This window comes from Allostreptomyces psammosilenae (assembly GCF_013407765.1).
GTDB classification, from domain to species: domain Bacteria; phylum Actinomycetota; class Actinomycetes; order Streptomycetales; family Streptomycetaceae; genus Allostreptomyces; species Allostreptomyces psammosilenae.
In genome coordinates, this window is the sequence record NZ_JACBZD010000001.1 from 4,235,718 (window position 1) to 4,248,288 (window position 12,571).

The 12,571-nt window shown below is 75.8% G+C and carries 7 protein-coding genes and 1 pseudogene; all 8 read left to right on the forward strand.

Annotated features, from left to right (window positions below):
- Positions 1–839: 839 nt before the first annotated feature.
- A pseudogene (locus FHU37_RS28340) lies at positions 840–2,186 on the forward strand (putative bifunctional diguanylate cyclase/phosphodiesterase); the annotation flags it as partial.
- 1,020 nt (positions 2,187–3,206) lie between these two features.
- Positions 3,207–3,503: an Asp-tRNA(Asn)/Glu-tRNA(Gln) amidotransferase subunit GatC gene (gene gatC / locus FHU37_RS17535; protein WP_179815105.1), complete on the forward strand. Its 297-nt coding sequence runs from the start codon at positions 3,207–3,209 to the stop codon at positions 3,501–3,503.
- Positions 3,504–3,505: 2 nt separating this feature from the next.
- The gene (gene gatA / locus FHU37_RS17540) at positions 3,506–4,999 is read left to right on the forward strand and encodes an Asp-tRNA(Asn)/Glu-tRNA(Gln) amidotransferase subunit GatA (RefSeq protein ID WP_179815106.1); all 1,494 of its coding nucleotides are present in this window, start codon (positions 3,506–3,508) and stop codon (positions 4,997–4,999) included.
- Positions 5,000–5,209: 210 nt separating this feature from the next.
- Entirely contained in the window at positions 5,210–5,461 is a 252-nt protein-coding gene (locus tag FHU37_RS17545; RefSeq protein ID WP_179815107.1) for a hypothetical protein, read from the forward strand.
- Positions 5,462–5,538: 77 nt separating this feature from the next.
- The gene (gene gatB, locus FHU37_RS17550) at positions 5,539–7,047 is read left to right on the forward strand and encodes an Asp-tRNA(Asn)/Glu-tRNA(Gln) amidotransferase subunit GatB (RefSeq protein WP_179815108.1); all 1,509 of its coding nucleotides are present in this window, start codon (positions 5,539–5,541) and stop codon (positions 7,045–7,047) included.
- A gap of 385 nt (positions 7,048–7,432) precedes the next feature.
- On the forward strand, positions 7,433–7,654 hold the full coding sequence (locus FHU37_RS17555) for a hypothetical protein (protein ID WP_179815109.1): 222 nt from the start codon (positions 7,433–7,435) through the stop codon (positions 7,652–7,654).
- 179 nt (positions 7,655–7,833) lie between these two features.
- Positions 7,834–11,043: a helix-turn-helix transcriptional regulator gene (locus FHU37_RS17560; protein ID WP_312892654.1), complete on the forward strand. Its 3,210-nt coding sequence runs from the start codon at positions 7,834–7,836 to the stop codon at positions 11,041–11,043.
- 73 nt (positions 11,044–11,116) lie between these two features.
- A complete protein-coding gene (gene purB / locus FHU37_RS17565; RefSeq protein ID WP_179815111.1) occupies positions 11,117–12,550 on the forward strand; it encodes an adenylosuccinate lyase in 1,434 nt (477 codons plus the stop codon).
- Positions 12,551–12,571: the final 21 nt, after the last annotated feature.

A 12,571-nucleotide genomic window follows, 5' to 3' on the forward strand; every position in this document is an offset into this window, starting at 1 on the left:
TGCGCCGCAGCCTGCGCCCCAGCTGGGGCCGGCTGTGGACGCCCACCACCGCCTCGGTCGCCACCACCGCCTACGCCGTGCTGCTCGGCCACGGCTGGGCCGCCGCGGCCGTCGCCGGCGCCGTGATGACGCTGCTGCCCGTGCTCACCCAGCGGCCGCCCGCACGCCGCTCCGTCCTGGCCTGCTTCATGGTCCTGCAGGCCTGCGCGCTCGGCCTGGCCGACACCGTGCTCGACGCCATGGACCCCGACCGCCACAGCTCCTCCACCCTGGACCTGCTGCCCGCCACCATCGGCGCCCTCGTCCTGTTCGGCGCCCTCGCCCCCCTGCTGTGGGCGGCCATCGGCCGGATCAGCGGCTACGGCTTCCGCCGCACCGCCAGCGAGGGGCTCGGCCAGCAGTGGCTGACCCTGCTCGCCATGGTCACGGTCTCCCCGCTGGTCGCGGTCACCGCCCGGGAGCACCCCGAGCTGCTGCCGATGTTCGCCTTCCCGCTGGTCGCCATGGACCACTGCCTGCGGGTCGTCCGGGAGCACCGGCGGGCGCGCGACCGCGACCACCTCACCGGGCTGGCCAACTGGCCCAGCCTGCTGCAGCAGACCGCCATCGCCTTCGCCCACCACGACGCCCGCGCCCGGCGCACCCGCCCCGGTGGCGACATGCGCGACGCCGGTGCCGCCCTCGCCGGATGCGCCGGCGACCCGAGCGGCGCGCCGCCCGGCACCGCGCACCCGTACCCGCCGGGTGCGTTCGGGCCCGGCCCCTTCGCCGCCGGCCGCCCGGGCGGACGCCCGGCCCGCCGCGCCGGCCGGCTCCTCGCCGAGCCGCACCGCGCCCCCGCGGACGGCGCGCGCTCCCGCACCGCGCTGGTGCTGCTCGACCTCGACCGCTTCCGCGCCGTCAACGACACCCTCGGCCACGGGGCCGGCGACCGCCTGCTCCAGGAGGTCGCCCGCCGCATCACCCAGGGCGTCCGCAAGCAGGACCTGGTGGCCCGGCTCAGCGGTGACGAGTTCGCCGTCCTCCTGCCCGACGTGGACTCCGCCGCCCACGCCGAGAGCATCGCCCGCGGCATCGTGGCCCAGCTGGCCGAACCGCTCAGCCTCGACGGCCTCGCCCTGGTGCTGGAGGCCAGCGCCGGCGTCGCCGTCTACCCGGACCACGCCGACGACCCCGAGGGCCTGCTGCGCCGCGCCGACATCGCCATGTACGAGGCGAAGGCCGCGCGCAACGGCGTGGCCTGCTACGACCCCTGCCGCGACCGCCACACCCCGGACCGGCTCGCGCTCCTCGGCGACCTGCGCCGCGCCCTGGAGATCGGCGAGGTGGACCTGCACTACCAGCCCAAGGTGGCCTTCGACGGCAGCGTCGTCGGCGTGGAGGCGCTGATCCGCTGGCAGCACCCGGTGCGCGGCCGGGTCAGCCCCGACGACTTCGTCGGGCTCGCCGAGTCCAGCGGCCTGATGCCGCACCTGACCTCCTACGTCCTGGACCGGGCGCTCAGCCAGGCGGCGCGCTGGCGCTGCGCCGGGATGGACGTGCCGATCGCGGTCAACGTCTCGGCCCGCGACGTGCTCCGCACCGGTTTCGCCGCGTCCGTCTCGACGCTGCTGGACCGCCACGACGTCACCGCGGACGCCCTGCAGCTGGAGATCACCGAGCACGTGCTGCTGGAGGACCCGCAGCGCGCGGCGGAGACCATCACCGAACTGCGCGGGCTGGGCGTGCGGATGGCCCTGGACGACTTCGGCACCGGCTACTCCTCGTTGGTCCACCTGCGCCGGCTGCCGGTGGACGAGATCAAGATCGACCGCTCCTTCGTCGCCCGGCTGGTGGCCGACGAGGAGGACACCGCGATCGTGCGCAGCACGGTGCAGCTCGCGCACACCCTCGGCCTGGAGGTCGTCGCGGAGGGCGTGGAGGACGACGAGACCTGGGACCGGTTGCGCCGGCTGGGGTGCGACACCGTCCAGGGCTGGCTGGTGGCCGCCGCGCTGCCCTCCCAGGAGGCCACCGACTGGCTCGGCGGCCGGATGCGCGGCGGTGCCAGGGACCCGAGGGCCGGCCGGACCGCCGCCCCGGATTCGGCCCCCGGTTCCGCGGCTGGTCCCGCCGGGGGCGGCGCGGAGGGCCGGCCGAGGCCCACCGTGCGGCGGCAGTCGCCGGCGGCGACCACCAACACGATGGCGGCCACGGGCCCGACGGCGGCGGCGAAGGCCGCCGCCGCGGCGGTCGGCGGCACGGCGGCGCCCAACGCCACCTCGGCGGCGCGGGCCGACGGCCGTCCGGCACCGGCGCCCGCCCGGGCACCCGTCGACCCCGCCGTGGACGCGGAGCCCCAGGCCGGCCCGACCGCCACCCGGGCACGACAGGGGGCGCCGACCCCGGCCGGCGACGGCGAGCCGGGCCGCCACCGGGAGCACCCGGTGGGCCGGATCGACGGCCCGGACGCCGACCGCCGCGCCGACGGCCCCGCCGGCCCGGACGCACTGGAGGGACTGGAGGAGCTCGGCCCGATCCCCGGCCGTCCCGCGGCCACCGAGACCCCGGCGGTGCTGCGGGAGCGCCTGGGCTCCACGCCGGCGCGCGTGCGCCACCGAAGCCGCCGAGGCGGCGGCTGACCCTCCTCCAAAACGGTGGCCCCAGCCGGGGCCGGCGTCCTCAGGCCGGCGCAGGACCGGGCCGGCACACGCCTGGCCGGCATCGCCTCTGTGCCCACACGCCGGGGCCCGTACCCGATTGCCCCCTTGGTCGAACTGACGCGCACATGCCGATAAGGGAGCCCAGGGGGACCCCCTGTTCCTACGATTCCACGGCGGCTCGGCGTGGCGCAGCCCCCCAAAACAGCCTGTGGACAACTCCCGGGACCAGCCGGCGGACAGACTCCCGCCCCCTACCCCGGTCCGTCCGCCCGGTGCGGCCACCCGCGGCACCGCCCGGGAGCCCGGCCGTCTGATCCGCCGCCCGGCGCCACCGCCCAGCGGCCCCGGCTACCCGGCGCACCCGCCCGCTGGCCCGGCCCGTGGCGCACCCGCCCGGCGGCCCCGGCCGCGCGGGCAGGGCCGGGCGCGGGCGGTGGGGCCCTAGGATGGGGGCGACAGGAGAGCTCCCCCGGGAGAGCACGAGTAGGGCGCGCGAGTCGCCGTCCGCCGCCCCGCGCGGTGGTGGCGGGGAGCCGCCCGCCGAACCCATTCGAGGATCGCTGCATGCCAGGCATCACGCGCGAGGAGGTCGCCCACCTCGCCCGGCTGTCGCGTCTGGAGCTGACGGACGAAGAGATCGACCACTTCGCCGGTCAGCTCGACGTCATCCTCGGCGCGGTCGCCCGCGTCGGGGAGGTCGCCGCCGACGACATCCCGCCCACCTCGCACCCGCTGCCGCTGACCAACGTCATGCGGCCCGACGAGGTACGGGAGTCCCTCGGCACGGAGCAGGCCCTCGCGGGCGCGCCCGCGGCCGAGCAGCAGCGCTTCCGCGTGCCGCGCATCCTGGGGGAGGAGTGACGGTGAACGACCTGATCCGCTGGACCGCCTCCCGGACCGCCGCGGCCATCGCCTCCGGCGAGGTCTCCGCCGTCGAGGTGACCCGTGCCCACCTCGACCGCATCGGCGCGGTCGACGAGAAGGTGCACGCCTTCCTGCACGTGGACGCCGAGGGCGCGCTGGCCGCCGCCGAGCGGGTGGACGCCAAGCGCGCCGCCGGCGAGGAGCTCGGCCCGCTGGCCGGCGTGCCGCTGGCCCTGAAGGACGTCTTCACCACCCGCGGCGTGCCCACCACCTGCGGCTCCAAGATGCTCCAGGGCTGGATCCCGCCCTACGACGCCACGGTGACGCGGCGCCTGAAGGACGCCGACGTGGTGATCCTGGGCAAGACCAACATGGACGAGTTCGCGATGGGCTCCTCCACCGAGAACTCCGCCTACGGGCCGACCGGCAACCCGTGGGACCTGGCCCGCATCCCGGGCGGCTCCGGCGGCGGTTCCGCCGCGGCGCTCGCCGCCTTCGAGGCGCCGCTGGCCATCGGCACCGACACCGGCGGGTCCATCCGCCAGCCGGCCGCCGTCACCGGCACGGTCGGCGTCAAGCCGACCTACGGCGGGGTCTCCCGCTACGGCCTGGTCGCCTTCTCCTCCTCCCTGGACCAGGGCGGCCCGTGCGCCCGCACCGTGCTGGACACGGCGCTGCTGCACGAGGCGATCGCCGGCCACGACCCGATGGACTCCACCTCCATCGACGCCCCGGTGCCGCCGGTGGTCGAGGCCGCCCGGGCCGGCGACGTGCGCGGCCTGCGGGTCGGCGTGGTGAAGGAGTTCGGCGGCGAGGGCTACCAGGCGGGCGTGGAGCAGCGCTTCCACGAGGCCGTCGAGCTGCTGAGCTCGCTGGGCGCCGAGGTGGTCGAGGTCTCCTGCCCGAGCTTCACCTCGGCGCTGCCCGCCTACTACCTCATCGCGCCGAGCGAGTGCTCCTCCAACCTGGCCCGCTTCGACGCCATGAAGTACGGCCTGCGGGTCGGCGACGACGGCACCCGCTCGGCCGAGGAGGTCACCGCGCTGACCCGCGCCGCCGGCTTCGGACCCGAGGTCAAGCGCCGCATCATCCTGGGCACCTACGCCCTGTCCTCCGGCTACTACGACGCCTACTACGGGCAGGCGCAGAAGGTCCGCACGCTGATCGCCCGGGACTTCGCCGCGGCCTACGAGCGGGTGGACGTGCTGGTCTCGCCGACCACGCCGACCACCGCCTTCCCGATCGGGGAGCGGGCCGACGACCCGATGGCGATGTACCTGGCGGACCTGTGCACCATCCCGTCGAACCTGGCCGGCAACGCGGCCATGTCGCTGCCGTGCGGCCTGGCCCCGGAGGACAATCTCCCGGTCGGCCTGCAGATCATCGCCCCGGCGATGGCGGACGACCGGCTGTACCGGGTCGGCGCCGCGGTCGAGGCCGCGTTCGTCGACCGCTGGGGTCACCCGCTGCTGGACGAGGCGCCCGCGCTGTAACGGCGCCGGCCCCCACGGGCCCGGCCCGGTGGCACACCGCATGACCCCCGCACCGCGGGGAACGCGCACCGGGCCGGGACGCCCCCGGCGGCCGTCGAGCGGCCAGCGGGACCGGGCGACCGAACCGGGACCGGCGACCGCACCGGGTCGACGCGACCGGGGCAGCGAGACCGGGCCACCGAACCTTCACAGGGAACGAGGAGCAGCAGCGTGAGCAGCAAGAGCCTGAGCCCGTCCGGCATCCGGAACTTCCGTCAGTCCCGGGCGGGCACCTACCTCAGCATCGGCACCCAGGTCATCGGTGCCTTCGGCATCTACAAGCGCGTCCGCCAGGCCCGCCGGGACCACGACAACCTGATGCTGCTGGACGCCGTGGTCAGCGGCGTCGCCCTGGCCACGGGTGTCGCGGTGCTCGTGCGGGGCCTGCGCCGCCTCGGTGAGGACGACGAGTTCTTCGGCTGACCGACTCCGCCGTACCGTCCCCTCGCGCGAAGCTGGGAGGACACGAGCAAGGTATCTGGAAGGAATGGGCTACGAGCATGGCTGAGACCCTGAGCATGGTCTCCTTCGAGGACGCCCTGGCGTCCTACGACCCGGTGATGGGCCTGGAGGTCCACGTCGAGCTGGGTACCGCCACCAAGATGTTCTGCGGCTGCGCCACCGGCTTCGGCGCGGAGCCGAACAGCCAGGTCTGCCCGACCTGCCTGGGGCTGCCCGGCGCGCTGCCGGTCGTCAACGCCACCGCGGTGGAGTCGGCGGTGCGGATCGGCCTGGCGCTGAACTGCTCCATCGCCGAGTGGTGCCGGTTCGCCCGGAAGAACTACTTCTATCCGGACATGCCCAAGAACTTCCAGACCTCCCAGTACGACGAGCCGATCGCCAACGACGGCTACCTGGACGTCGAGGTGGACGGCGAGACCTTCCGGGTGGAGATCGAGCGCGCCCACATGGAGGAGGACACCGGCAAGTCGCTGCACGTCGGTGGCGCCACCGGGCGCATCCACGGCGCCGACCACTCGCTGGTGGACTACAACCGGGCCGGCATCCCGCTGATCGAGATCGTCACCAAGCCGATCGTCGGCGCCGGTGCCCGCGCCCCGCAGGTCGCCCGGGCGTACGTGGCCGAGCTGCGTGAGCTGATCCGTGCCCTGGGCGTCTCCGAGGCGCGCATGGAGCAGGGGCAGATGCGCTGCGACGTCAACCTCTCGCTGCGGCCGATCGGGCGGGAGGAGTTCGGCACCCGCTCGGAGACCAAGAACGTCAACTCGATGCGCTCGGTGGAGCGCGCGGTGCGTTTCGAGATCCAGCGGCACGCCACGGTGCTGACCGACGGCGGCGTGATCGTGCAGGAGACCCGGCACTTCCACGAGGACGACGGCTCCACCACGCCCGGCCGGGTCAAGGAGGAGGCGGAGGACTACCGCTACTTCCCCGAGCCGGACCTGGTGCCGGTCGCCCCGGCGCGGGAGTGGGTGGAGGAGCTGCGCGCCACGCTGCCGGAGCTGCCCTCGGCGCGGCGCCGCCGGCTGCAGGCGGAGTGGGGCGTGTCCGACCACGAGATGCAGTCGCTGCTGAACGCCGGGGCCATCGACCTCATCGTGGCCACCATCGAGGCCGGCGCCCCGGCGGACCAGGCCCGCAAGTGGTGGATGGGCGAGCTGGCCCGGCGCGCCAACGAGGACGGCGTCGAGCTGTCCGCGCTGCCGATCACGCCGGCCCAGGTGGCCCGGGTGGCCACGCTGATCGGTGAGGGCGCGCTCAACGACAAACTGGCCCGCCAGGTGATCGAGGGCGTGCTGGCCGGTGAGGGCGGCCCGGACGAGGTCGTGGAGGCGCGCGGGCTGAAGGTCGTCTCGGACGACTCCGCGCTCGGCGCGGCGGTGGACGAGGCGATCGCCGCCAACCCGGGGGTGGCCGACAAGGTCCGCTCCGGGAAGGTCGCGGCGGCCGGCGCCCTGGTGGGTGCCGTGATGAAGGCCACCCGCGGGCAGGCCGACGCCGCCCGGGTGCGCGAGCTCATCCTGGCCCGCCTGGGCGTGGAGGGCTGAGGCCCTCCGACCTGACGGACGGCCGCCGGAAGGGCCGTCGCCCCCAGTGGGGGCGGCGGCCCTTCGGGCTCTCCGGGTGGCGTGAGCGGGTAAGGAGGCGGCGGGGCAGGCGGGTAAGGAGGTAAGGCGGTAAGGGGGTAAGGAGGTAAGGAGCGCCGTTCGCGGGCGCGTCCTACCTCATCCCGCGCCGCCGGCGGGGCGGTCGCGGGTGTACGGCGGGTGCCGGGCGGGGAAACGGCGGGGTCGCCCGGGCCCCGCGCTGAGGTAGCGGGGGCCGTGGAATTCGGGAGGACGCCCGATGCCGGGCGGCTACCTCAGCGAGCAGTCTCGGTGTCACCAGGGGCGGCGAACGGCGCCGCGGCCCTGAGCAACGCCGGAGGCCGAGATGATGTACCACGACCACGACTACTACCTGGTCCGCTCCCGCGAGCTGCGCCTGGAGGCGGAGCGCGAGCGCCGCGCCGCCGAGGCCGCCCGCTCCGGGGGTTCGGCGGGCGGGGAGGGCGGAGACGATCCCTCCCAACGCGCGGTACGCGGGCGCAGTCCCGTGGTCGCCCGGGTGCGCCGGGCGCTGCGCACCCGGGCGGCCGGCACCGCGGCCCACTGAGGTTCCCGGGCATCCGCCCGGCGCGCCGGGGGAGGCGCGGGGGAGCGGGAGGAGACGCGGGGACGGGGCGTCCGGCGGGCCGGCCGGGCGCCTCCGGTGTTTCCGGCGCGGGTCCGCCCGTGGTCCACCAGGTGAAAAGGGCTCGGAGGCTGTCGGAGGTGTGTGCGATGCTCGTTGCCGTGAGCAAGCCCCTGATTAGCCCGGTCTTCGTCGGTCGAGAGCGTGAGTCCGCCCGGCTGGACGCGCTGCTCGACCAGGCCGTGGAGGGCGAGCCGGGGGCGGTGCTGATCGGCGGTGAGGCCGGCATCGGCAAGACCCGCCTGCTGGACGAGTTCCTGCGCCGGGCCGAGGGGCGCGGGGCGGTCACGGTGGTCGGGAGCTGTCTGGAGCTGGGGGCCGACGGGCTGCCGTGGGCGCCGTTCGTCAGCGCCTTCCGGGCGCTGCACCAGCGGCTCGGCCCGGAGCTCGCCGCGGCGGCCCGGGGCAACGAGGAGCAGCTGGCCCGGCTGCTGCCGGAGCTGGGTCCGGTGATCGGCCGGGGGGACGACGACGCCGGCCGGCTCCGGCTGTACGAGCTCACCCGGCAGCTGCTGGAGCGGCTCTCCGCGGAGCGCCCGCTGGTGGTCGCCCTGGAGGACCTGCACTGGTCCGACCGCTCCACCCGGGAGCTCCTGCTGTACCTGCTGCGCTCGCTCACCGCCGGCCGGATCCTCCTGGTCGGCACCTACCGCGCGGACGACCTGCACCGCCGCCACCCGCTCCGCGGCTACCTGGCCGAGCTGGACCGGCTGCGCGGGGTCGGCCGGCTGGAGCTGGACCGCCTCACCCGGGACGAGGTTGCCCGGCAGCTCACCGGCATCCTCGGCGTCGAGCCGGCGCCGGCCGTCGTCGACGAGGTGCACCGCCGCTCCGACGGCAACGCCTTCTTCGTGGAGGAGCTCTCCTGCGCGTTGGAGCGCCCGGACGTGGCCGACGGCTCCTGCGCGCCCACCGCCTGGATCACCGCCTCGCTGCGGGACCTGCTGCTGGTGCGGGTGGAGGAGCTTCCGGAGAACGCCCAGCAGGTGGTCCGGGTGCTGGCCGAGGCGTGGTCGCAGATCAGCCACCAGCTGCTCGCTGCTGTCGTGGACATGCCGGAGGATGACCTGCTGGAGGCGCTGCGCGCGGCCACCGAGGCCAACGTGCTGCTGCCCAGCCGGGACGGCCACGGCTACCGCTTCCGGCACTCCCTGGTCCGCGAGGCGGTCAGCGACGACCTGCTGCCCGGCGAACGCACCCTGCTCAACCGCCGTCTCGCCCAGGTCCTGGAGGAGCGCCCGCACCTGGTCCGCCCGGACGAGCTCCCCGCCCGGCTGGCCGGCTACTGGTACCACGCGCACGAGCCGGTCAAGGCGCTGCCGGCCACCCTGGAGGCGGCCCGGGTCGCCGGCCGCCGCTACGCCTACGCCGAGCAGCTGCGGCTGCTGGAGCGCGCCCTGGACCTGTGGGAGTCGGTGCCGGAGGAGATCCGCGACACGCTCGGGCCGGTCGGCCGTCCGTCCGCCTTCCCGCCCTGCGGCTGCACCACCGAGCACGTGCGCTACCTGGACGTGCTGGCGCAGGCGGTCGTCGCCGCCCGGCTGGCGCTGGAGCGGGAGCGCGGCCTGCGGCTGGTCAAGCAGGCGCTGCGGATGCTGGACGGCGAGCGGGACCCGGAGCGCACCGCCTGGTTCCTGGTGCAGCGGTTCCGGCTGATCCGCTACAGCGCGCCCGGCCGGCAGACCGGCTGCGAGGACCTCCTCACCGCGCACGACATGCTGCGGGGCCGCCCGCCCTCCGCCGTGCAGGCCGACGTCCTCACCCGGCTCGCCGCCTGGGAGATGCTGACCTGGGCCCGCGAGGAGTCGGCGGAGATGGCCCGGCAGGCGGTGAGCATCGCCGTCGCGGTGGGGGAGAAGTCGGTCGAGCTGAACGCCCGCATCACCCTGGGCACCCTGGAGGGCTACTACGGCCGCACCGAGGCGGCCATCGCCGAGATGCGCCGCGCGGTGGACCTCTCCCGGGTCTGGGAGGAGCCCGACCTGCTCACCCGCTCCTACCTCAACCTCTCCCACGCGCTGGAGGCCGCCGGCCGCTCCGCCGAGTCGGTCGAGGCGGCGCGCGAGGGCATGGCCGCGGCCAACCGCTACGGCCTCGCCCGCGACTCCGGCGCCTGGCTGGCCGGCAACCTCGCCGACAGCCTGATGTCGCTCGGCGAGTGGGACGAGGCGGAGCGGGTGGTCTCCGAGGCCCTGGAGATCCTCGGCACGGCGCACGGCGAGCGCCAGCTCACCGCCCGGCTGGGGCAGCTCGCGCTGGACCGCGGCGAGCTGGAGATCGCGGCCGAGCGGCTGCGCGCCGTCCGGGACGAGTACGACGCCAGCTTCCGCGCCGCCTACGGCACGATCGGCTACCGCGGCCCGTCGGCGCAGCCGCAGTTCCTGGTGCCGCAGGGCACGCTGGAGGTCGGTCTGCGGGCCGCGCAGGGCCGGTACGCCGAGGCCCGTGAGGCCGCGCTGGAGCTGCTGCGCCCGGGCGTGCCGGACGGCCAGGAGAACTACCTGTGGCCGCTGCTGATCGCCGCCGCGGCGGCGGAGGCGGACGGCCGCGCGGTGCCGGCGATGGCCGCCGGCCGGGACGAGGCCGTGCAGCGGCTGCGCTGGGCCGCCGCCCAACTGCCCCGGCACGCCCCGGTGTGGGAGGCGTCGGCGCGGCTGCTCGACGCCCTGCTGGCCCGCGTCGAGGGGCGGGTGGACCGCGCCGCCGCGATCGAGGCGGCGCGCGCGTTCACCCGCTGGTCCTGGCCGCTCCCGGCGGCCCGCGCCGCGCTGCTGGCCGCCGAGGCGTGCCTGGCCGAGGGGGACCGCGCGGAGGCGGCCCGCTGGCTGGCCGACGCGCACGCCGGAGCGGAACGGCTGGGCGCCCGCCCGCTGCTGGCCCGGGTGCGGGAGCTGGCCGAGGCGGCCGGCCTGGCCTCGGCGACCCGGCCGGCCACCGTGCCGGCGCCGCGCGCGGGCGGCCCGTCCACCGGCCCGGCGGACGCGGCGCGACCGGCGCCGAACGGCACCGCCGGGACCCCGCCGGCCACCCGGCCGGCCGGCACGCGCGCCGTGGACGCCGGCGGCGCGGCCGGAGGCGGTACCGCCGTGGCGACCGGGACGGCCCTGGGGCTGACCCGCCGGGAGCTCGACGTGCTCCGGCTGGTCGCGCAGGGGCGCAGCAACGGGCAGATCGCCGGGGAGCTGTACATCTCCCCCAAGACGGTCAGCGTGCACGTCTCCCGGATCCTCGCCAAGCTCGGCGTCTCCTCGCGCGGCGAGGCCGCCGCCCTGGCCCACCGCGAACGCCTCTTCGCCACCACCCCGCACTAGCCGCCGCGGCGGGGACGTGTCCGACCAGCGGGCGAGGGAACCCGGTTTCCGGCGCTTTCGTACACTTCTGCCTGTGACGACCAAGCCGCGCATCCCGAACGTCCTGGCCAACCGCTACGCCTCCACCGAACTGGCCGCCCTGTGGTCCCCGGAGCACAAGGTGGTGCTGGAGCGCCGGCTCTGGCTCGCCGTGCTGCGCGCCCAGGCCGATCTGGGCGTGCCGGTGCCGGCGGAGGCGATCGCCGACTACGAGCGGGTGCTGGAGCAGGTGGACCTGGACTCCATCGCGCGGCGCGAGCGGGTGACCCGGCACGACGTCAAGGCGCGGATCGAGGAGTTCAACGCGCTGGCCGGCCACGAGCAGGTGCACAAGGGGATGACCTCGCGCGACCTGACCGAGAACGTCGAGCAGCTGCAGGTGCGGCAGAGCCTGGAGCTGGTGCGGGACCGCTGCGTGGCGGTGCTGGCCCGGCTGGCCCGGCGGGCGGCCGAGTACTCCGAGCTGGTGATGGCCGGTCGTTCGCACAACGTGGCCGCCCAGGCCACCACCCTCGGCAAGCGGTTCGCCACCGCGGCGGACGAGCTGCTGGTGGCGCTGGCCCGGGTGGAGGAGCTGCTGGACCGCTACCCGCTGCGCGGCATCAAGGGCCCGGTGGGGACGGCGCAGGACATGCTGGACCTGCTCGGCGGCAGCGAGGAGCGGCTGGCCGAGCTGGAGGGCCGGGTCGCCGCGCACCTGGGCTTCGGGCGCACGCTGAGCAGCGTGGGCCAGGTCTACCCGCGCTCGCTCGACTTCGAGGTGGTCTCGGCGCTGTCGCAGCTCGCCGCCGCCCCGTCCAGCCTGGCCAAGACCATCCGGCTGATGGCCGGGCAGGAGCTGGTGACCGAGGGCTTCCAGCCCGGTCAGGTGGGCTCCTCGGCGATGCCGCACAAGATGAACACCCGTTCCTGCGAGCGGGTGAACGGCCTGGCGGTGATCCTGCGCGGCTACGTCTCGATGACCGCCGAGCTGGCCGGGGACCAGTGGAACGAGGGCGACGTGTCCTGCTCGGTGGTGCGCCGGGTGGCGCTGCCGGACGCCTTCTTCGCGCTGGACGGCCTGCTGGAGACCTTCCTGACGGTGCTCGACGAGTTCGGGGCGTTCCCGGCCGTGGTCGCCCGCGAGCTCGACCGCTACCTGCCGTTCCTGGGCACCACCAAGGTGCTGATGGCGGCCGTGCGGGCGGGCGTGGGGCGGGAGACCGCGCACGAGGTGATCAAGGAGCACGCGGTGGCCTCCGCCCTGGCCATGCGGGAGAAGGGCAGCGAGCGCAACGAGCTGCTGGACCGGCTGGCGGCGGACGAGCGGATGCCGCTGGACGCCGACGACCTGGCGGCGCTGCTCGCCGACCGGCTGTCCTTCACCGGTGCCGCCGCCGCGCAGGTGCGGCAGGTGGTGGAGCGGGTGGCGGAGGTGACCGAGCGGCACCCGGAGGCCGCCGCGTACACCCCGGGCGCGATTCTCTGACGCCGGTACGGCCCGGGGCCG

Excerpts from the sequence above, each read along its gene's own strand:
- gatC (WP_179815105.1), top strand. The coding sequence starts at position 3,207 with ATGCCAGGCATCACGCGCGAGGAGGTCGCCCACCTCGCCCGGCTGTCG.
- gatB (WP_179815108.1), top strand. The coding sequence starts at position 5,539 with ATGGCTGAGACCCTGAGCATGGTCTCCTTCGAGGACGCCCTGGCGTCC.
- FHU37_RS17555 (WP_179815109.1), top strand. The coding sequence starts at position 7,433 with ATGATGTACCACGACCACGACTACTACCTGGTCCGCTCCCGCGAGCTG.